This window comes from Streptosporangium sp. NPDC049078 (genome assembly GCF_040648855.1).
In the GTDB taxonomy this organism is placed as follows: Bacteria; Actinomycetota; Actinomycetes; order Streptosporangiales; family Streptosporangiaceae; genus Streptosporangium.
The window spans coordinates 118,204-139,397 of sequence record NZ_JBEZEL010000001.1 but is presented as its reverse complement, the minus strand read 5'-3'; the positions used below and the strand labels follow the sequence as shown (position 1 = coordinate 139,397).

Genomic DNA, 21,194 nt, shown 5'->3' with positions numbered 1-21,194 from the left:
GAGGTCGGAGGGCGAGGTCGGCGGTGGACGGGACGTGCGCGGGAAGTCGAGGCCGGTGGCCGGTCTCGGATGTGGTCGAGAAGCGGGATCGGTGGCGGGTCTCGGCTGTGGCCGAGAAGCGTGGTCAGCTGCGGCGGGTCGGTATCTCCAGGATCGTACGGAGCTGGTAGCGGTCGGCGCGATAGGTGGACACCCCGAGTTCCGCGCAGACGCCTCCCGCGAAGGAACGTCGCTGGAGTAGCAGCACGGCCCCGCCGCGCGGCAGCTTCAGCAGGTCGGCGTCACCGGGATCGGCGATGCCGCCGTCGATGGTGAGCTCTCCGGCGTCGAGCACCAGGCCGTAGCGGGTCTCCAGAAGGGCGTAGAGGGAGCGGCCCGTCAGGTCGTGGGTGTCGAGGTCGGGCGCGAGGGAGACGGGAATGTGGGCCCGCTCGATGCACATGGGCTCGTCGGCCGCGGTCCGCAGCCGTTCGATGAAGTGAACCTCTTCGCCCGGCTGGATGCCGAGTTCCCGCGCCAGGTGCGCGCTCGCCCTGACCACCCGCCGGTCCAGGTCGCGGGAGCCGGGTTCCATGCCCCTGGCGCGCATCTCGTCGCTGAAGGAGGTGAGCCGCAGGGACATCTCGATCTTGGGGCGGGCCACGAAGGTGCCCTTGCCCGCCACCCGCTGCAGCCTGCCCTCGGAGACGAGGTGGTCCACGGCCTGCCGCACGGTCATGCGGGACAGTCCGAAGCGCTGGCAGAGCTCGCGTTCCGACGGGATCGCCGTGCCGATCGCCAGCTCGTTGTTCTCGATGAGATCGAGCAGGATCTCCCGGAGCTGGAAGTATTTGGGCACCGGGCTGTCCGGATCGATCCGGGCCACAGGATCCTCCCCCCTCGATCTGAGATGCCTCATGAGTTATGGTTCGTACTGGTCTAGTCCGGACTAGACCACAGGCCGGAAAAGGGTGTCAACGTACGGACCGGAGACGGATCGGTAACGGCCCGGTCTCGTCCGTCCGAACCGAAGGATGAGCGCGAGATGACGACCAAGATGCGCAGCGAGATCGCCGAGCAGCCCGCCGCGCTGCGAGCCACGCTCGACGCACTTCTCCCCAGGGTCGGGGAGGTGGAGCGGCTCGCCGGGCAGACCCGCCAGCTGCTGTTCATCGCCCGCGGCACCTCCGACAACGCCGCGGTCTACGGCCGCTATCTCGCCGAGACGCACACGGGCAGGCTCTCCACGCTCGCCGCTCCCTCGATCGCCACGACCTACCGGCGCAGGCTGGACCTCGACGGTGTGCTGGCCGTCGCCCTCTCCCAGTCGGGCAGGACCGAGGAGATCGTCGAGACCCTCGCCTGGGCGAAGGACTGCGGCGCCAGGACCGTGGCCATCACCAACGGCGGCGAGCAGACCCCCCTCGCGCAGGCCGCCGACCTCGCCCTGTGCACGGTCGCGGGCGAGGAGAAGGCCGTCCCCGCCACCAAGACCTACACCACCGCGCTCGCCGCGCTCGCCGTGCTCGCCCTCGGGCTCGGTGCGGACGTCGACGCCGCCGACCTGCGGCGGGTGCCGGACGCGGTCGAGAAGCTGATCGGTGACCCGGGCGACCTGGAGGCGATCGTCGAGGGCCTGGCCGACAAGCCGGGTGTCGTGGTCTCCGGCCGGGGTCTGGCCTTCTCCACCGCGCTGGAGGTGGCGCTCAAGCTCAAGGAGGCCTGCTACCTGCACGCGATGGGCCTGTCGTACGCCGACCTTCTGCACGGCCCGATCGCCGTGGTCGACTCCGACACCCCGGCCATCCTGGTCGCGGCGGGCGAGGGCCCGACCCTGGCGGGCACCGTGGCGCTCGCGGAGAGGGTGACCGGCGCGGGCGCCTCGGCGTACACGGTCGGCGGCGGCGATGCGCTCTCCTCGGTCGCCACCGCCGCGCTGAACGGCCCCGACCTTCCCGAGTGGGTCGCGCCGCTGGGCCTCATCGTCCCAGGTCAGCTGCTCACCGAGGCGCTCGCGCGCAGGCTGGGGATCGACCCCGACTCCCCCCGAGGTCTCAACAAGGTGACCCAGACCGACTGATCGTGACATGTCCTTTAGCCTGGTCATAGCCTTGGGGACAGGGTGATCACATCTGGAGGGCGACATGGCGGCCGACGCCGACGCGATCATCGCTGGACTCGGTGGGGCGGACAACATCATCGAGATCGAACCGTGCATCACCCGGCTCCGCACCGAGGTGCGCGACGCCTCCAGGGTCGACCGGGCCGCCCTGCGGGCGGCCGGCGTGCACGGTGTGATGGCGGCGGGCAACGTCGTCCAGGTGGTGGTGGGCCCCGAGGCCGACACGATCGCCAGCGACATCGAGGACATCATCGGCTGAACACGACCGACATGGACATGGGCACGGGCACGGGCCGATCAGGGCAGGGGAGGACGCTCTCACGGCGGGGGTGTGCCCGAACGGCCCGAACGGCCCGAGTGGTACGGGCGACGCGGGCGGCAGGGGCGGCAGGGTCAGGGACGGGCCGCCCTCGCGGGCGGCGGCAGGCCGAGGGGGGAACGGTGACCACAGTTCTGGCACCGGTCGCGGGGGTGGCCGTGCGGCTCGGCTCGGTGCCCGACCCGGTTTTCTCCGAAGGACTGGTCGGGCCCGGTGTGGCGATCGAGCCGGACAGGGCACCCGGCAGGGTGCTCTCTCCCATCGCGGGCACCATCGTCAAGCTGCACCCGCACGCGTTCGTGGTCGTCGGCGACGACGGCCGGGGGGTCCTCGTCCACCTCGGCATCGACACGGTCGAACTCAGGGGCGAGGGCTTCGAGACACTGGCCGCCGAGGGTGACCGGGTGAGCGCGGGGCAGCCGGTGGTGGCGTGGGATCCGGCCGGGATCGAGGCCGGCGGTCGCTGCCCGATCTGCCCGGTCGTGGCGCTCGACGCCGCCGCGAGTGCCGTCACCGGCCTCGCCACGGGGGCCGTCGACGCCGGGGACGACCTTTTCGAGTGGGACGATCCGGTCTGAGAGCTCGCGGAAGCGACCACGAGACACCGGCCGTGCGACACCGGCCGCGAAGCCGAGAGTGGGGACGAGAAGTGGCGACGACAGCGAGACCGCCCGTGAAGGCGGCACTCTTCGATCTCGACGGAACGCTGATCAACACCGAGCGGCGGAGCATGGCGATGTGGTCGATGCTGCTCGACAGCCACGGGGTGGTCCACGACGAGATCGTGCTGCGCGGATTCATGGGACGGCGTGGGCGCGACGTCCTGACGGAGCGCGCCCATCTCTTCCCCGGTAAGCGGATCGACGACCTGATCGAGGAGGTCTTCTCCTTCCAGGACCATCCAGGCCTGCCCGGCATCGTGCCGGTGCCCGGCGCCGCCGAACTGGTCCGCAGGGTCGCGGCGCACGGTTCGCCGGTCGCGGTCGTCACCTCCGCCGACCGTGACTGGGCGGAGGAACGGCTCGCGCAGGTCGGTGTCCGCGACCTGCTGGAGACGATCGTGTCCGCCCACGACGTGATCGTGGGCAAGCCCGATCCCGAGGGATTCCTCCTGGCCGCCGCACGCCTGTCGGTCGATCCGGCACACTGTGTGGCGTTCGAGGATTCCATTGCCGGGATCACGGCGGCGAAGGCGGCGGGCATGGCGTGCGTGGGCATAGCGACCACGCACGCGGGCCCCGAGCTGGCCGGGGCCGATCTCGTGGTCACCGACCTGACGGGGGTCGCCTGGCCTCTGTCGCCCAACGATCTCGCGGTCTAGACCGCGAGAGGACTCTCGGGAGGAACACGTGGCCGAGCGCCAAGTCATCGTCAAGTCGGAGGTCGGCCTGCACGCCAGACCCGCCGCGACGTTCGTCCAGACGGCCGCCAAGGCGTCCCTGGACGTCACCGTCGCCAAGGGGGGCGGTGAGCCGGTGAACGCGAAGAGCATCCTGGGGGTCCTCTCGCTCGACGTCAGGGAGGGCGACACCGTGGTGATCAGGGCGGAGGGTGAGGGGGCCGACGAGCTCGTCGACCGGCTGGCCGACATCGCGTCGGCGCCGTGAGCACACTCACCGGGGTGGGGGTCAGCCCAGGGGTCGGTGTCGGCCCCGCCCACGTGCTCGCGTACGAGGCGACCGTCCCCGACCCTGATTCCCGGCACGGCGGGGACGCCGGGGACGCCGAGGCGGAGCTGGCCAGGGCCGGGCGGGCGCTGGAGCGGGTCGCCGCCGACCTGGAGGAGCGGGGGGTCCGCGTCGGAGGCGAGGCGAGGGAGATCCTCCAGGCGCAGGCCATGATGGCGCGCGACCCCGGCCTGGCCGACGGGGTGGCGAGGCTGGTCGAGGCGGGCACCTCCGCGGCCCGCGCGGTCTACGAGGCGTTCGGCCACTACCGCGACCTGCTCGCCGCGGCCGGGGGATACCTCGGCGCGCGCGTCGCGGACCTGGACGACATCAGGGACCGTGTCGTCGCGGTGATCGAGGGCAGGTCGATGCCCGGCGTGCCCACCGGCACCGGGCAGCCGTACGTCCTCGTCGCCCGTGACCTGGCGCCCGCCGACACGGCGCTGCTGTCTCCCGACGTGGTGGCGGCCTTCGTCACCGAGCAGGGCGGACCCACCGGCCACACCGCGATCCTCGCCCGCGCCCTGGGGGTGCCGGCCGTGGTGGCCTGCCAGGGGGTGACCTCGATCGTTCCGGGGACGCCGCTGCTGGTCGACGGTGCCTCGGGCCTCGTACGGCCCGAGCCCTCCGACGACGAGGTCCTCCGGGCGCGCGAGGCCGCCGCCGCGCGGAAGGCGGGACAGGCGTCCGCCAAGGGGCCGGGCAGGACCGCCGACGGGCACGCCGTGCCGCTGCTCGCCAACATCGGCGGGCCGCGCGACGTGGCCGCCGCGCTGGAGCACGGGGCCGAGGGGGTCGGGCTGTACCGGACCGAGTTCCTCTTCCTCGACCGGGCCGAGGCGCCCTCAGAACAGGAGCAGGAGGCCGCCTACCTGGAGGTGCTGGACGCCTTCCCCGGCGGCGGGGTGGTCGTGCGGACCCTCGACGCGGGAGCCGACAAGCCCCTCGCCTTCCTGCCACCGGGAGCGCACGAGCCCAACCCGGCGCTGGGGGAGCGCGGGGTGCGGCTGTTCAGGACGCACCCGGAGATCATGGACACCCAGCTCGCCGCGCTGGCCGCGGCGGCCTCCCGTTCGTCGGCGAGGCTCCAGGTGATGGCGCCGATGGTGGCCACCGCCGAGGAGGCCGCCTGGTTCGCCGCCGCCTGCGACGCGGCGGGGCTGCCGTCGGCGGGCGTGATGATCGAGATCCCGTCGGCGGCCCTGCGCGCCGCCGACCTGGCGGTCCGTGCCGCTTTCTTCTCCATCGGCACCAACGACCTCGCCCAGTACACCCTCGCCGCCGATCGGCAGCTGGGCGCGCTGGCCGGGCTCCAGGAGGCATGGCAGCCCGCGCTGCTCGACCTGGTCGCCCTCGCCGCGGCGGGCGCCGCCGAGCGCGGGAGGCCGTGCGGGGTCTGCGGTGAGGCCGCGGCCGATCCCGCCCTCGCCTGTGTCTTCGTCGGGCTCGGGGTGACCTCGCTGTCGATGTCCGCCCCGTCGCTGCCCGCCGTGCGGGCCGCGCTGGCGCGCCACACGCGGCAACAGTGCCACCTCGCCGCCGTCGCGGCGCGGGCCGCCTCCTCCGCGGGCGAGGCGCGCGCCGAGGCGCGCTCGCACCTGCCCGGCCTCGCCGATCTCGGCCTCTGACGTGGGCGGATCCCCTTCACAGGTGGCGAGGACCCGGCGGGTGAGGGGCGTGGGGCCGGTGGTGACCGGGTGGATGCGGAGGCAGTGGTGCGCGAGCCCGGATAGCGTAAGCGGCATGGCTCGGTGGACACGTGTGGCGGGTATCGCAGTGATCGCGACGATGATGGCGGGATGCGCCGAGGCGGGGATGGCCGCTCCACCCACCTCGGGTGCCACCCGGGCGGACGAGACCCCCGCGAACGCCGACGCGGCGGCACCCACCGGCACGACCGCTGTGACCCCCGGGCCCCCCGGGGCCGCTGTGACCCCTGAGACCCCCGGTACCCCAGATCCCTCCGCTCCCCCCGCGGCCTCCGCGACGGCGGAGGCGCCGGGCGTGGAGGGCGTGCTCGCCGCGATGAGCGTGGAGGAGAAGGTCGGCCAGCTGTTCATGCCCGTGCTCTACGGCCCGTCGGCCGACACGGCGTCGGGGGAGAACCAGGCGAGGTTCGGCGTGGACACCCCGGCGAAGATGGTCGCCCGCTATCGCCCCGGCGGGGTGATCCTCTTTCCCTGGGCGGGCAACGTGAAAAATGTGCGGCAGGTCGTGGCGTTGACCAACGGGCTGCAGAAGGCGTCCCCCGAGATCCCGCTCCTGATCGGCATCGACCAGGAGAACGGCAAGGTCTCCCGCCTCGCCCCCCTGGTCACCCCCCTGCCCGGGGCCTCGGTCATCGGCGCGACCGGCGACGTCTCGCTGGCCCGCCGGGCCGCCAAGGTGACGGGCACCGAACTGCGCGCCCTGGGCGTGAACCTCGACTTCGCGCCCGTCGCCGACGTCAACCTCAACCCGCGCAACCCGGTGATCGGCCCGCGCGCGTACGGCTCCGACCCGAAGAAGGTGGCGCCGATGGTCGCCGCCGCCGTACAGGGCTTCCACGACGCGGGAATCGGGGCGACGGCGAAGCACTTTCCCGGTCACGGTGACACCACCGTCGACAGCCACACCGGGCTGCCGGTGATCAAGCACTCCCGGTCCCAGTGGAACAGACTGGACGCTCCGCCGTTCGCCGCGGCGATCGGCAAGGACGTCGACGCGATCATGAGCGCGCACGTCGTGATGCCGAAGCTCGACCCCTCGGGGGACCCCGCCACCCTCTCCAAGCCGATCCTGACCGGGCTGCTCCGCGAGAAGCTCGGCTTCGACGGGGTCGTCTCGACCGACGCGCTGGACATGGCGGGGGTACGCAAGAAGTACCGCGACGGGGAGGTCGCGGTACGGGCGATTCAGGCGGGGGTGGACCTGCTGCTCATGCCGCCGGACTACCGCGAGGCCCATCGGGCGCTGCTCGCCGCCGTGGGGTCCGGAAAGATCTCCGAGGCGCGGCTCGACCAGTCCGTCCGGCGACTGCTGAAGCTGAAGGCCGCTCGCGGCCTGCTGAACAAGGCGCCGGTCGCCGACCCCGCCAAGGCCGAGCGGGTGCTTCGCTCGGCCGAGCATCTCAAGGTCGCCCGGCTCATCGCCGCACGGGGCCGCTGAGCGGGACCCCGGGGCTCCGTGCCGTCAGGGGTGGATCAGGCGACCTGAAGGTTGCCGGTCCTGGCCAGCGAGACGACGAGCGACTGGATGATGCGCGTGAGCAGGGCCTCGATCAGCATGACGGCGGCCTTCGCGATCACGGTGGAGATGAATCCGGACATAGTAACCTCACAGGGAGAAAGGGGTCTTAAGGCGATAATTCATACCAAAGGAGTCTAAGTCACCAGTCACGAGGTTACCGTTTGGTGAACGTTCGGTGACGAACCCCGCCTCGACGCCTGGAAGGCCACCCCGGCCGCCGTCGTGGCGGCCGCGCTCCCCAGGGCGACGGTCCACCCCACCGGCCCCAGGTAGCGGCAGTCGAAGAACCGGCAGAGCCACGGGAGCGAGACCGACGCCCCCAGAACGCCGAGGGAGAGCAGCGAGGCGAGAACGACCATGCGATCCCGGCTGCCCATCGCCAGGGTCTGCAGCAGCTGCGACGCCACGAGCGCGACCAGCCCCATCGAGTTCGCCCGCCCGCGCGTACCGGTCACCCTGCCGATCGCCCAGGCCAGACCCGCCGCGCTCGCCGTGGTGGCGGCACGCAGGTAGATGTCGCGGGTCAGGGAGGCCCCCAGCGAGGCCTCGGGCCCCTCGTCGAGCAGTTTCTCCGGGCTGGTGGCCGTCGGCGGCCTGGAGGCCACCGCCATCGCGGGCAGCATGTCGGTGAGCAGGTTGACCAGCAGCAGCTGCCGGGCGTTCAGCACGTTCCCGCCGCTGACCAGGCTGGACCCGACCGCGAAGACGATCTCGCCGATGTTGCCGCCGAGCAGGATGCTGAGGGCGTCGCGGACCGAGCTCCACATCGCCCTGCCCTCGATGATCGCGTCGACGATCGTCTCGATGCGGTCGTCGGTCACCACGATGTCGGCCGCCGCCCGCGCCGCCGGGGTGGCGCGGGAGCCGAGGGCGATCCCCACGTCCGCGACCCGGATCGCGGGGGCGTCGTTGGCGCCGTCGCCGGTGACCGCGACCACCTTGCCGGTCCGGCGCAGGCAGCCGACGATCCGCGCCTTGTGCGCCGGAGTGGTCCTGGCGAAGACCGTCACCTCGGGCAGCGCCTCCACCAGGGCGTCGTCGTCCATCTCGTCCAGCTCGGGCCCCGTCATCACCTGCCCGCCGTTCAGCACGTTCAGCTCGACGCCGATCGCCTCGGCCGTGCTCGGATGATCGCCCGTGATCATGACAACGCGTACGCCCGCCCGGGTGAGGCGGCCGACGCTCTCCGCGGCCGTGGGCCGCACGGGGTCGGCGAGGCCGAGGAACCCGAGAAAGCACAGCTCCTGGATGCGGGACTCGTCGAGATCACGACGACTGGAGGCGGGGCGCTCCGCGACCGCGAGCACCCGATAGCCCTGCCGGGCGAGCTGGTCGAGCTCTTTTTCGATCTCCGCCACGAGATGGTCCGCGAGGGGGACCACCTGGCCGTCACGAAGTATGGACGTGCACCGGGTGATCATGATCTCCGGAGCACCCTTGACGCTCAGCAGCGGGCCGGAGTCACCCTTGCCGAGTACGGCGTGGTAGCCGCGCCCCGGCTCGAAGGGGATCTCGTCGATCCGCTCCCAGCTCCCGGCCCCCTTCTCGGTCACGCCCAGCTGCTCGGCCCCCTTGAGCACGGCACGGTCGGTGGGATGCGCGACGGAACGCCCCTCGCCATGCTTGGGGCAGGCGCGCACCCCCGCGGTCACGACGTACCTCAGCTCGGGCGTCAGGTCCTCCAGAGTGCGTGCCTCCTGCAGGTCGGAGACGCACCGCAGGCTGATGCGCCCCTCGGTGAGGGTTCCCGTCTTGTCGAAACACAGGACGTTCACCCGGCCGAGGGCCTCGATCGTGGAGGGATTGGGCACCAGGGTCCTGCGGGTCGACAGCCGCCGCGCGGAGGCGAGCTCCGCGACCGAGGCGACGAACGGCAGCCCTTCGGGTACGGCGGCGACGGCGAGGCTCACCGCCGGCGCGAGCGCCTGCGCCACGGGGCTGCCGCGCAACAGGTCGGTGGCGAGCAGGACGACGCCGGATCCGACCGCGACGGGAAGGACCCGCCGGCTCAGCTCCCGCAGCCGCAACCGCACGCCCGAGGCCGGGGGCTGCTCCGCGGCGAGCCTGGCGGTCCTCGCCGCCTCGGTCGACTCACCCGCGGCGACCACCACGGCGAGCCCGCTTCCGGCCGCCACCGTCGTCCCCTGGTAGACCATCGAGGTCCGGTCGGCGACGGCGGGCGCGTTGACGGGCTCCGGTGACTTGGTGACGAGCTGCGACTCGCCGGTCAGGGCGGCCTCGTCGATCTCCAGGCCCACCGCCTTGAGTACGCGGCAGTCGGCCGGCACGGTGTCACCCGCGCGCAGCTCGACCACATCGCCGGGTACGAGGTCCTCGACGGTCGTCTTCACCCGCTCGTGGGAGCGAGCGGCGCTCGCCTTCTCCTGAGGGCCGGGATCGTGAGGGGGAGTCGCCTTCGTCCGCTTATCCGGTGTGAGGTCCTCGGTGGTCGCGTTCGCCTGCTCCTGGGGGCGGCGCAGTCGTACCGGGATCGCCACCGCCTCGGTGAGGCGGTGTAGGGCCCGGTCGGCCCTGTACCGCTGGCCTCCCCCGATGAGCGCGTTGGCGAGCACGACCGTGCCGATCATCACCGAGTCGGAGACCGAGCCGACCATGGCCGACAGGCCCGCGCCGGCCGCCAGGACGGGGGTGAGCGGATTGGCCAGCTCCTCGGCGGACACGTGGAGCAGCGAGTCGGGGCCCTTCGGCTCCCCCGATCCCGTGGTCGACCTGCGCCGCCTGGCCTCGGCCTCGCTGATCCCCTCGGCCGACGAGCCCAGCAGGGCCAGGACCTCCTTGGCGGGCATCGCGTGCCAGGGGGTCGTGTCGATCAGGACCGGCGGCGTCTCCCGCCCGGCCTGCCACCCCGCCCACCCGCCCGCGACGAGGGCGGCCAGTGACGTGCAGCTGCTCGCTAACTGCGCCTTGCTCTGGGAGTTCTCCGCCGGTCCGAGGGTCGTCAGCACGCCTCCGGCGACGGTTCCCGCGGTGGTGAGCCACACGCAGCGCTCGCTCGTCCTCCTCGCGGGCCCCAGGCAGCTCAGGAGCAGGTGAACCTCCTCAAGATCGGCGATCACGTCCGCGTCCCAGGGCACCCGGCCCGAGCGGCGCAGCACACCGATCCCCAGGTCGGCCTGGGCGAGCGCGGCCATGCGGCGCTCCGACACCACGGCGACCCCGTGACCCGCCGCCTGGAGGGCGCGGACCGACCGGGCGAGCCGGGGACCGCCCGGCACGATCTCGTCGATGCCGAGCCGCAGGCCGAGTTCCGTGTCGTCTCCCGCGAGCGCCACGGCGCACGCACCCCCGGCCGCGGCGACGATCGCGTCGGCGAGCGGGTCGACCCGCGGCGCCATGCCGACAAGGGCCACGGGAACGCCCTTCCTCGTCACGTGAACGGCCCGGATCCCTCGGACCTCCCAGTCCCTGGCCTCCTCCGTGACGAGCCCGGCGGGACCCTCGAGGGGTTCGGCCTTCCACGTGTCGCGCTCCCTCCGCGCGCCGGGGTCGTCGACGTCGATCAGGGTGAGCAGCCGCGCACGCAACACGTCGAGCCCCTCGCCGTTCGCGGAGTCCGCGTCACCGAGGGGGATGATGCGGTCGATCTCCCACGAACCGGTGCCGAGCACGTCGGCGTCGAGGATGACCGTGTCGATGCCGTCCATGCGGCGCAGGGCGCGGTTGTGGAGGACGACCGCGCCGCGTCTCGCCAGGGCGCGCCCGATCGCGACCGCGAAGAACTCGCGGCCCAGTTTCGCGGCCTTGGGCGTCGTCGCGGTGAGCATGGCGACGGCACGCGCGTGGCCGTCGCCGAGAAGGTACGTCAGCCCGGAGGCGCCGGCCGCCACCGGGCTTCCGACGCGTTCGAACCGATCCACCGGGCTGTGGGCCATGGGCGCGGGACGCCGTCTCCTCGCGGTGCGGATGTGGCGGTAGGAGCCCTTTCTCGACGCCAGTTCGTGCTGGCGCGCCTCCCAGGCCCGCCGCGTGTCGCGCGCCTCGGTGTAGCGGCCCGCGGCGGTGATCGACTGGACGAGCATCTCCACCCGGCGCAGCGCCAGGGTGTGGGTGACGATGTTCGCCGTCGCGAACAGGTTGACGGTGGCCGGACCGCCGATGCGGCGTTCCACCTCGTGGCGGACTCTCGGGGTGGACTCGGCCAGACCCAGCAGGGCGGGAAAGATCGGCGGGATCGACGGTGCGCGCACCGCCTGCCCGGCGAACGCCACGCCCGCCCCGATCAGGTTCGCGCCGAGCCGGATGCCGGCCCGGGTGTGCCGCTCCACCAGCCTGGCGGTATGGTGCTCCGCCAGCCTGGAGGCGACGAACTTCAGCGCCGGAGACGAGGTCTCGTCGGACTCGGTGTCCTCTTCCTCCTCTTCGGCTTCCTCCTCTTCCTCTTCGGCTTCTTCGGCTTCCTCTTCCAGGTCGTCGGTCAGATCGTCGCCCGCACCCTCGTCGTCGAGGGCGTCGATGATCGCCATCAGCCTCTCCAGGTCGACCAGGCCCGTGTCACACCCCACGAAGACGGAGCCGAGTACACCGTTGACCTCCGCTCGCTCGACCCCCTCCAGCTTCAGCAGGGCCTTCTCCAGCCGCCGGGCCTTGGAGTCGCTCCCCGGAGCGCCGATCACACGCAGATCGACATGGAGCCCTCCGGAACAGACACGCCTCCCACGCGAATGTGGCAGGGCGTTTCTGACCGCGCCGGGTACGACCTTGATCGCACCGGGCACGACGCTCCAGAGGGTTTCCGCGGGAACGGACAGCAGGCGGGGCACGAACATTCAGATCTCCAGCAGACAAGATGACGGGGCCGATCAGGCCTTTGTTGACGCGTGGCCTGATCGGCCCCATCGCTGCGACTACTTGGACGACTTCCCGGAGGTCGACCCCTTCGAGCGAGAGGCGGACGGCGTCGCCCGGGACGCGGAGCTCGCGGTGCGAGAGGTGGACGCCGACGCGCGAGCCCGCGAAGTGGGCGTCGCGGCCCGTCGCGACGTGGACTTCGTGGTCCGCGACGCCGGCTTGGTGGTCCGCGACGCGGGTTTCGTGGCCCGTGCCGCGGGCTTGGTGGTCCGTGCCGCGGGCTTCGCGGTCCGCGAGCGTGCGGTGGACGTGCCGGCCCGGGAAGCGCCGCTCGTGGTTCGTGAGGTGGTGCTTCCCGTGCGGCTCGCGGTGGTGCGGGTCCGTGAGGTGGGGCTCGTGGCCCGGGAGGCCGAGGCGGCCGCCCTGGACGCGGCGCCCGCCGCGCGTGAGGCGGCGCCGGTCGCCCGTGAGGCGGCGGCGCCGGTCGCGCGGGTCGCGGCGCCCGCCGCGCGTGAGGTGGTGCTCTTCGCGCGGGATGTGGGTTTCGTGGCCCGTGAGGCGGTGCCACCTGTACGGCTCGCGGTGGTGCGGGTCCGTGAGGTGGGGCTCGTGGCCCGGGACGCGGTGCCCGCCGCGCGTGAGGCGGCGCCCGCCGCGCGTGAGGCGGTGCGGGTCGCGCGTGAGGCGGCGGTGCCCGCCGCGCGGGTCGCGGTACCGGCTGCCCGGGACGCGGCGCTCGCGGTGCGCGACGCGGCGGTGCCCGCGGCTCGGGAGACGGTGCTCGCGGTCTTGGAGGCGGTGCGTGACGCGGACGCCGCCGTACGGGAGGGCGTGGTCCGTGCCGTGGGCTTCGCGGTCCGTGAACGTGAGGTGGACGTGCCGGCCCGTGTCCGGGACGTGGTGCCTCCCGTGCGAGAACGGGATGTGGAACCGGTGGTCCGGGTCCGGGATGTCGCCCTCGTCGTCGGGGACGTGGCGCCGCCGGGCGAGGCAGCGGATGTCGAAGGTCTGGAGACCGGGCTCGACGACCCGTTCTTCCTGCGTGCACGTTGCGCGATCAGCGTTCCGACCCCGATGGCCGCCGCTACCGGCCATTCGAGCAATCCAGCCACCGCGAGCGCGCCGAGCCCTCCGTAGTAGGCGATGCGCTCGGCCGGCGGGAGGAAGGACTTGGCCGTGTCCACGGCCTGTCCCGCCTCCTGCCTGCTGACATGCGGCAAGTGAACATGCGGAGGCCGCAGCTGCACGGTCATCATCGGAAGTTTGAGCGTTAACGATTTGCCGTCCTGTTTCCTGCCTGCCTGGGCATGCGTGGTGGACGGCGCGGATGTGGTCGGTCGCTGTGCCGTACGGGCGCGCGACCGGCTCGCCTGAGCTACTGCCATGATCCCTCCTCATGGGAACCGAGGGAAGCTGCAAATGGAGCCCGCAGGAGGTCGATCATGCCTTCTACGTGCGGTTATATGGCCTGAGTGCCATTCTCGTAATCTTCCTCGTATTGAGACCGTGAAACGCGTAACGGTCGTTGAATCGGATGTTAGGGGAGGAATCTCCGGGCCGTCGGGTCGCGCCCTGTCTGTTTAGGGATGTTTTAGGAGGTATGCGACCCGAGCTCGCGGCAGGCCACGGTTCGTGAACCACGGGCGGATCGCCGAAGACGCGCGTCGCGCGGACCCACCCGTACACCGCCGAGAGCGAGACGTCGTCGGACGATCCCTGCCACCACGGACCCGGACGGCGCGGTCGACGGCCTCGCGCGCCGTCCTCGGAGCGGCGACCTCGACAGAGGCGGCCGCTCGTGTCCACCGGTCCGCGCCTAATCTGGAAGCCGTTCCGGCAAGGAGGAGAAATGCTGAAGGGCGTGCTGATCGACTGGGGCGGTGTGCTCACCGTCGATCTCACCGAGGCGGTCGCCGAGTGGATCGTCGCGGAGAGACTCGACGAGGCCCACTACCGCGAGGTGATGCGTGAACTCATCGTCCACGCGTACGAGAACACGGAGAACGGCGAGAACACCATCCACGCCCTGGAGCGCGGAGAGATCTCCGGCCTGGACTTCGAACGTGACCTGGCGGCCAGACTGATCACGACGGACGGCGTGCCACCGGCCGCCGAGGGGTTGCTGAACAGGATGTTCTCCCGCTTCCACCGGGTCGAGCCGATGTACGAGATGCTCCGTGAGGCGCGCGCGGCGGGGCTGCGCACCTGCCTGCTCTCCAACTCCTGGGCGAACGAGTATCCCCGTGAGGGCTGGGACGACTTCTTCGACGAGGTCGTCATCTCGGGGGAGATCGGCATGCGCAAGCCCGAGCCCAGGATCTTCGAGCACGCGCTCGGCAGGATCGGCCTGGCCGGGGAGGAGTGCGTTTTCGTCGACGACGTCAAGGCCAACATCGAGGCCGCCAGGCGGCTCGGCATCGTCGGCGTGCACCACCGCGACCCCGAGCTGACCATCGCCGAGTTGGAGACCCTGTTCCAGGTCTCGCTGCGCTGACCTGTCCCGCTCACCTCTCGCCGTGTCACCGTGCCCGATGCCCGATGCCCGATGCCCGATGCCCGATGCCCGGGCGCGGGTCGTCGCCGTCGGATCGTGCCGCTCCGCGCGGGTGGTATCACCGGGGGGCGCCGATGCTGGCACACTCGATGCGTGAATCGGCGCCGAACGGTGCCGATGTCGGAGAGACAGATCGAGGCATGGATGCGCGTCTACCTGCCGTGTACGCTTCCGGCGCTGGCCCGCGTGGCCGCCGTGGGGGAGTTGGGGCCGGCCCCGCTGACCGGCTACGCGGTGACCCCCGCGTTGACCGAGTGGTACGCCTCGGGTGACACCGAGGAACTCGAGTACGTCGCCCTGACCGAGGCGGCCAGGCATTCCCTGCGGATGCTCGCCGCCGACCGCGCCGACGGGCTGGAGGTCGCCGCGCGGCGGGTGGTCGTCGCCGTCGACGTGCCGGAGGGTGACGTGAGCGCGAGCACCGACCTGGAGGAGCGTGCCCGGGTGCGGCTCGCCGCGGCGGTCCCGCTGAAGCTGGTCGCCGCGGTCCACGTGGACGACCTGCCCGCGGTGAAGGATGTCGAGGCCGCTCTCGCCGCGCTGCCCGCGGCCGATCGCGGGGACGACGACGCCCGCTTCACCGTGGACGGCGCCGAGGCGAACGAACTCCTGTGGTACGCCACCCAGGAGATTCCCGACCTGGTCGGCTGATGGGAGCCACCGGGTCGGCTGATCGGGCAGACCCGGTGCCTGACAGCCGCCGGTGGGTGAGCACCCTCTTCGGCTGGACCGATGTTCGGGTCCTGAGGCCGGACCGTGCCCTCGCCGGTGGTCAGGGGCCTTGATCACTGATGGATGTCGTGCCGGACCTGGTGGCGCGAGACCGGTCCGGCAGCGTGGCGTCCGGAGTCTCGTGTCCTCTCCTCCCGAGGGCCGAGCGCGGAGGAGATTCCCTCGGCCGGCCCTGTCGTGAGCACCTCGGACCGGGCCTCGGACCGGGGCGCCGATAGGGCCGTATCCCCTGCCGCGGCGCCGATCCGACGGGAAATTTCGCTATCCTGGAGGGCAATATGAGACACATTGTTTGGGATTGGAACGGCACGCTGTTTCACGACATCGACGCCGTCGTCGGTGCGACGAACGCGGTGTTCGAGCCCTACGGGCGTTCCTACGATGCCGACAGCTTCCGCGCGGTCTACACGCGCCCGATCTGGACCGCCTACGAGCGCATGCTCGGCCGTGCCCTTGAGGACGGCGAGTGGGAGAGGCTCGACCTCGGCTTCCACGAGAACTACCACCGGCTGATGCTGGAGTGCGGGCTCGCCGCCGACGCCCTCTCCACCCTGCGGAGCTGGGAGCGCGCGGGGGGCAAGCAGTCTCTGCTGTCCATGTGGGCGCACGAACGGCTGGTTCCCAAGATCGCGGAGTTCGGGATCGACCACCACTTCACCCGGATCGACGGCCTGCGCGGTGTCCCAGGCGGGCACAAGGCCGAATCCATGGTGGCCCACCTCACCGCCCTCGGCGTCGACCCGGCCGATGTCCTCGTCATCGGCGACAGCCTGGACGACGCGCACGCCGCCCAGCACGTCGGGGCACGCGCGGTCCTCTACACCGGTGGCATGACCAGCCGGGCCGATCTGATGGCCTTCGGCGTCCCGGTCGTCGACACCCTGGAGAACGCGCTCGACCACGCCTGAGGGCACTGAGGGCACCAACACGGGCACTGACACGGGCGCTGAGGGCGCTGACACGACCTCGCGAGAACCGGCGAACGGATCCTTTCGGTATCGAAGGCGGTCACCGTACGCCCGGGGCCTTACCCTGGGCATCCACCCCCATTCCGGGAGGCCCCCGATCAACCGCCTCGTTCTCTGGAACATCGACCTCACGCTGGTCGACGTGTCGATCGTCACCCGTGAGGCATACGCGGAGGCGTTCCGCGCCGTCACCGGAAGGCCCCTGGTCAAACTGACCCAGGCCAACGGGCGTCCCGACTCGGAGATCGTGTTCGAGATGCTCGCCATCAACGGGATCGTCGCCGAGGACGACCACCTCCCCCGGTTCCTCGACGCGCTCGCCGACTCCTTCGGAGCCCGGCGCAGGCGCCTGGCCAAGGAGGGCAGGATGATGTCCGGCGCCCGCGACGCACTGAAGGCCGTGGCGAGGCTCGACGGCGTGGTCCAGTCGGTGCTCACCGGCACGATCAAGAGCAACGCGGCGCACAAGCTGACCGCGTTCGGCCTCGACAGGCACATCGATTTCGAGATCGGCGGTTACGGCGAGGAGGTCTATCCCAAGGCGACCCTCCTGCAGGTCGCGCAGGGACGCGCCAAGCGGAAGTACGGGGCGACCTTCGACGGGCGCAACACGGTGCTGGTCGGCGACTCGGCCAGGGATGTCCAGGCCGCCAGGATCGCCGGGGCCGCGATGATCGGGGTCGCCTCGGGGCGTTCCCTCCCCGCCGAACTGCACGAGGCGGGAGCCGACGTGGTCCTGCCCGACCTCTCCAACCCCTCCGAGGTCGTCGCCGCCGTCGCCGGTCTCACCTCTCCGGCCCGGCGCGCCGGCCACTTCCCCGCGGACCGCTGACCTCCGGCCCCCTGCGGCGGCCAACGGCCGTACGGGGGCGAATCACACGGAGTCCGGCGCTGTCCGTCGCTGTCCGGCGCTGTTCGTCGCTGTCCTTCGTCATCGGTCGGCCCCACATGCCCGGCGGCGATCCATGTCCCCGGCCCGATGCCGCTCGTTCCCTTCGGAAGGTCCGTACGTGTGCGTCCCACACCGGGGGGCCGGAGGGTGTGTGGTCCCGGGGGATGACATTCGGGTGGGGCACCGAGAGGATGGAGTCATGGTTGAGGAAGGTGCGCCGCTCTGGGAGCCGTCCCCGGAGATCGTGAGAAACGCCAAGGTCACCCGCTACGCGGAATGGCTGGGCCGGTCCGGTGACTACGAGTCCCTGTGGCGGTGGTCGGTCGACGCGCCCGAGGAGTTCTGGACGTCGATCTGGGACTACTTCGGGGTGGTGGGGGAGCGCGGCGACGGGCCCGTCATGTCGGGGGAGATGCCCGGCACCGAGTGGTTCGCCGGGTCGACGCTGAACTACGCGGCGAACGCGCTGCGCGGGGCCGCGTCCGACCCCGGGCGGCTCGCGGTGGTCTCCCGCGACGAGGCGGGCGGGCGCCGGGCGCTCACCCTGGGAGAACTCGCCGAGGAGGTGGCGCGGGTCCGTACGGGGCTCGCCGCGCTGGGTGTCGGGCGCGGTGACCGGGTGGCGGCCTACCTGCCGAACGTCCCCGAGGCGCTGATCGCCTTCCTCGCGACCGTCTCCCTGGGCGCCGTCTGGTCCTCCTGCTCGCCCGACTTCGGCGCGCCCAGCGTGATCGACCGTTTCACCCAGATCGAGCCGAAGGTGCTCGTCGCGGTGGACGGCTACGACTACAACGGCAGGCGCTTCGACCGGAGCGCGGTCGTCCAGGACATCGCCGCCAAGCTGCCGACCCTGGTGGCGCGGGTGCGCGTCCCGGCCCAGGACGCGCTCGGCGCCGACACCTCCGGTACGGCACAGCAGGCGGCCGTGACCGGTGACGGCGTCCGTACGGTGGGCTGGGCGGAGGTACGCGCCGTCGCGGGACCGCTCGACTTCGAGCCGGTGCCGTTCGGGCACCCGCTCTGGATCGTCTACTCCTCGGGCACCACCGGGTTGCCCAAGCCGATCGTGCACGGTCACGGCGGCGTGGTGCTCGAGCACCTCAAGGCGCTCTCCTTCCACCAGGACCTGGGCGAGGGCGACGTCTTCTTCTGGTACACCACGACCGGCTGGATGATGTGGAACTACCTCGTCGGCGGCCTGCTGGTCGGCTCGGCTGTGGTGCTCTACGACGGGGCGGCGACCTACCCGGAGACCGGCGCGCTCTGGCGGCTCGCCGCCGAGGAGGGGGTCACCTACTTCGGTACGGGGGCTCCGTACGTGATCGCGTCCATGAAGGCCGGCCTGGAGCCGTCCGGTCTCGACCGGCTGCGTGGCCTCGGCTCCACCGGCTCGCCGCTGCCGCCCGAGGGGTTCGCCTGGGTGCACGACGTGATGCCGGAGGTCCAGCTCGGCTCGTTCTCCGGCGGCACCGACGTGTGCACCGGTTTCGTGGGCGCCGTACCGCTGCTCCCGGTCCGTGCGGGGGTGATCCCGTGCCGCTGCCTGGGGGCGAGGGTCGAGTCCTTCGACCCGTCGGGCGCGTCGGTGGTCGGCGAGGTGGGCGAGCTGGTGCTGACCCTGCCGATGCCGTCGATGCCGGTGATGTTCTGGAACGACCCCGACGGGTCCCGCTACCGCGACAGCTACTTCTCCGAGTATCCGGGCGTCTGGCGGCACGGCGACTGGATCAAGATCCTTCCCGATGGCGGCTGCGTGATCTACGGCCGCTCCGACTCGACCCTGAACCGGGGCGGTGTCCGGATGGGCACCAGCGAGTTCTACCGCGTGGTGGAGCGCTTCGAGGAGATCACCGACAGCCTGGTGATCGACACCGGCCGGCTCGGTCAGGAGGGTCGCCTGCTGCTGTACGTCACCATGGCCGAGGGGGCACCCCTGGACGACGATCTGGTCGGGCGCCTGCGCAGGGAGCTGAGGGAAGGTCTCTCACCGCGCCACGTGCCGAACGAGATCATCGAGGTTCCCGGCATCCCCCGTACCCTCAGCGGCAAGAAGCTGGAGGTCCCCATCCGTAAGATCCTCCTCGGCGCGGCGCCGGAGCAGGCCGCCAACCTCGACGCGATGGCCAACCCCGAGGTCCTGTCCCACTTCGTACCGGGAGCCGACGTCACCCGGCACTGACCTCCCAGGAACCGCGGGCACGCGGCGCCGACCGCCCCCGGAGCCACGCGGCGTCGACCGTTCGGGGACCGGTGCCACGCGGCACCGACCTCCCGGGAGCGGTGTCACCCGGCACCGGCCGCCCCTCGGGAGTGGCGTCATGCCGCTCTGGCCTCCCGAGGAGTGGCGTCATGCCGCTCTGGCCTCCCGAGGAGTGGCGTCATGCCGCTCTGGCTCCCGGGAAGCGGTGTCGCGCGGCACCGGCCTGCCGGGGAGCGGCGTCGCACGACGGCGGCCGCCGCTCGGGAGCGGTGTCACGCGGCCTTCGGGGGTCAGATCCCCTGGGGAAGGCGGAACAGGCGGCCCGGGTCACGGGCGGCCTTGACCTGGGCGAGCCTGGTGGCGTTGCCCCCGTAGTAGGCGGCGCGCCAGCCGCCGAGCTCAGGGTCGACGTAGTTGACGTACGCGTGGTCGCCGAAGTGGGGCCGCATCGCCGCGCGCGCGGTCCTGGTCCAGACCTTCGCGCCGAGGCGGTGGGCGTAGTACTGCACGCTGTAGAGGGCGGTCCGGTGCGGGAAGGCCGTGGCGTCGGGGCGGACCCTGGCGACGGCGCCGCCGAGGGCGTCCAGCAGCACGGTGTGCTCGCCGGGGCGGGCGACCTGGGCGACGAGGGCCTTGGCCCCGGCCTCGGAGAGCGGGCGGTAGGCCATGTGCGACCTGGCGGTGAAGTTGCCCCTGGACAGCCGCCCGCCCCGGGCCTGTCCGGGCAGGGTGGCGGGCAGGCGGCACTCGGCGACCGAACGCGAGGCGCAGCCCGCCATGATGAGCATCGCCCGGCGGTAGGAGGTCTGGGTGACGGAACTCGACGACGGCGACCCGGCCGCGTCGGCGAGCCGGTCGAGCAGCCGTTCGCAGCCGGCCTTGCCGCCGAGGTAGAGCCCGACGACCTCCACGTCCGTCCCGCCGTTGCGGCTCAGGTGCATCCCCGACCACATGGCGTCGGGAGCCGAGGGAGCCCACGCCTGCCAGGCGCGCAGGGCCTTCACCGCCTTCGACCACGGCCAGTGCAGGAAGAACACCGTGACCTCACGGGTGGGGTGGGTGCGGAACTCGAAGGAGACCGCCACGCCGAGGTTGCCCCCGCCGCCGCCCCGCGAGGCCCAGTACAGGTCGGCGTTGTGGTTCGCGTCGCAGGTCAGCAGCCGTCCGTCGGCCGTGACGATCTGGACCGACTCCATCACGTCGCAGGTCAGCCCGTACTTCCTGGAGACCACGCCGATGCCGCCGCCCAGGGTCAGCCCGCTCACCCCGACCGTCGCGCAGGTGCCCGCGGGGACGCTGACCCCGCTCGCGGCCAGCTTGTCGTAGAGGTCGATCAGCTTGGCGCCCGCCCCGACGGTCGCGCGCCCCGAGGAGTGGGCGACCTTGTTCATCCGGGACACGTCGAGGACGAGACCGTTCCCGGTGGACCAGCCCGCGTAGGAGTGGCCGCCGGAGCGTACGGCGAGCGGCAGTTTCAACCGGCGCGCGAAGCCGACGCACTCGGCGACGTCGGAGGGGTTGGCGCAGAGGGCCACCCCCGCGGGCCGGATCGCGTCGAAGGTGGGGTTGAACAGCTTCCTGGCGCCGGGGTACGCGGCGTCGCCGGGCCGGATGAGCTTGCCGTCCAGTCCGTCGGCGAGCGCCCGCCAGTCGGCGGGCCGTGGCGCGCCCGCGGCGCCCTTGGCGGTGGTGTCGGCCTGGGCGCCGTTCATGCCGACGGCGCC

At 72.0% G+C, this 21,194-nt stretch carries 17 protein-coding genes; 13 read left to right on the top strand and 4 right to left on the bottom strand.

Annotated elements, in window-relative coordinates; genetic code table 11:
* Positions 1-124: 124 nt before the first annotated feature.
* Entirely contained in the window at positions 125-898 is a 774-nt protein-coding gene (locus AB0B90_RS00575) for a GntR family transcriptional regulator (protein ID WP_362920059.1), read from the bottom strand.
* Between the two features lie 126 nt (positions 899-1,024).
* Here AB0B90_RS00575 and AB0B90_RS00570 point away from each other — a divergent pair, with 126 nt between their 5' ends.
* The 7 genes from AB0B90_RS00570 to AB0B90_RS00540 all read left to right on the top strand — a co-directional run bounded on the left by AB0B90_RS00570 (position 1,025) and on the right by AB0B90_RS00540 (position 7,234).
* Positions 1,025-2,059, top strand: a complete 1,035-nt coding sequence (locus AB0B90_RS00570; RefSeq protein WP_350946507.1) for an SIS domain-containing protein — start codon at positions 1,025-1,027, stop codon at positions 2,057-2,059.
* 64 nt (positions 2,060-2,123) lie between these two features.
* Positions 2,124-2,360, top strand: a complete 237-nt coding sequence (locus AB0B90_RS00565) for a glucose PTS transporter subunit EIIB (RefSeq protein ID WP_362920056.1) — start codon at positions 2,124-2,126, stop codon at positions 2,358-2,360.
* Between the two features lie 182 nt (positions 2,361-2,542).
* Positions 2,543-2,998, top strand: a complete 456-nt coding sequence (locus AB0B90_RS00560) for a PTS glucose transporter subunit IIA (RefSeq protein WP_350946509.1) — start codon at positions 2,543-2,545, stop codon at positions 2,996-2,998.
* Between the two features lie 95 nt (positions 2,999-3,093).
* The gene (locus tag AB0B90_RS00555; protein WP_362920054.1) at positions 3,094-3,741 is read left to right on the top strand and encodes an HAD family phosphatase; all 648 of its coding nucleotides are present in this window, start codon (positions 3,094-3,096) and stop codon (positions 3,739-3,741) included.
* Between the two features lie 28 nt (positions 3,742-3,769).
* On the top strand, positions 3,770-4,027 hold the full coding sequence (locus AB0B90_RS00550; protein ID WP_350946511.1) for an HPr family phosphocarrier protein: 258 nt from the start codon (positions 3,770-3,772) through the stop codon (positions 4,025-4,027).
* Positions 4,024-5,715 carry a phosphoenolpyruvate--protein phosphotransferase gene (ptsP, locus tag AB0B90_RS00545; protein ID WP_362920052.1) on the top strand — a complete coding sequence of 564 codons (1,692 nt, stop codon included), beginning with the start codon at positions 4,024-4,026 and terminating at the stop codon, positions 5,713-5,715. The genes AB0B90_RS00550 and ptsP overlap by 4 nt, the downstream gene beginning before the upstream one ends.
* Before the next feature lie 115 nt (positions 5,716-5,830).
* Positions 5,831-7,234 carry a glycoside hydrolase family 3 protein gene (locus AB0B90_RS00540; RefSeq protein WP_350946513.1) on the top strand — a complete coding sequence of 468 codons (1,404 nt, stop codon included), beginning with the start codon at positions 5,831-5,833 and terminating at the stop codon, positions 7,232-7,234.
* 35 nt (positions 7,235-7,269) lie between these two features.
* Here AB0B90_RS00540 and AB0B90_RS00535 read toward each other — a convergent pair whose 3' ends face one another.
* Entirely contained in the window at positions 7,270-7,395 is a 126-nt protein-coding gene (locus tag AB0B90_RS00535; protein ID WP_350946514.1) for a hypothetical protein, read from the bottom strand.
* Between the two features lie 66 nt (positions 7,396-7,461).
* Positions 7,462-12,102: an HAD-IC family P-type ATPase gene (locus tag AB0B90_RS00530; RefSeq protein ID WP_362920050.1), complete on the bottom strand. Its 4,641-nt coding sequence runs from the start codon at positions 12,100-12,102 to the stop codon at positions 7,462-7,464.
* An 82-nt stretch (positions 12,103-12,184) separates the two neighbouring features.
* On the opposite strand from AB0B90_RS00530, the gene AB0B90_RS00525 reads away from it, so the two are divergent.
* The 6 genes from AB0B90_RS00525 (at position 12,185) to AB0B90_RS00500 (ending at position 19,449) form a co-directional block, all read left to right on the top strand.
* Complete coding sequence (locus AB0B90_RS00525) at positions 12,185-13,261, top strand: hypothetical protein (RefSeq protein ID WP_362920048.1); 1,077 nt, start codon at positions 12,185-12,187, stop codon at positions 13,259-13,261.
* Between the two features lie 712 nt (positions 13,262-13,973).
* Entirely contained in the window at positions 13,974-14,618 is a 645-nt protein-coding gene (locus AB0B90_RS00520) for an HAD family phosphatase (protein ID WP_350946517.1), read from the top strand.
* Between the two features lie 204 nt (positions 14,619-14,822).
* Positions 14,823-15,329 carry a hypothetical protein gene (locus tag AB0B90_RS00515; RefSeq protein WP_350946617.1) on the top strand — a complete coding sequence of 169 codons (507 nt, stop codon included), beginning with the start codon at positions 14,823-14,825 and terminating at the stop codon, positions 15,327-15,329.
* Between the two features lie 359 nt (positions 15,330-15,688).
* Positions 15,689-16,318: an HAD hydrolase-like protein gene (locus tag AB0B90_RS00510; protein WP_350946518.1), complete on the top strand. Its 630-nt coding sequence runs from the start codon at positions 15,689-15,691 to the stop codon at positions 16,316-16,318.
* A gap of 157 nt (positions 16,319-16,475) precedes the next feature.
* Positions 16,476-17,210, top strand: a complete 735-nt coding sequence (locus tag AB0B90_RS00505) for a haloacid dehalogenase-like hydrolase (RefSeq protein ID WP_362906314.1) — start codon at positions 16,476-16,478, stop codon at positions 17,208-17,210.
* Positions 17,211-17,469: 259 nt separating this feature from the next.
* The gene (locus tag AB0B90_RS00500) at positions 17,470-19,449 is read left to right on the top strand and encodes an acetoacetate--CoA ligase (protein ID WP_362920045.1); all 1,980 of its coding nucleotides are present in this window, start codon (positions 17,470-17,472) and stop codon (positions 19,447-19,449) included.
* Between the two features lie 311 nt (positions 19,450-19,760).
* On the opposite strand, the gene AB0B90_RS00495 is transcribed toward AB0B90_RS00500, so the two are convergent.
* Complete coding sequence (locus AB0B90_RS00495) at positions 19,761-21,182, bottom strand: FAD-binding oxidoreductase (protein ID WP_362920043.1); 1,422 nt, start codon at positions 21,180-21,182, stop codon at positions 19,761-19,763.
* Positions 21,183-21,194: the final 12 nt, after the last annotated feature.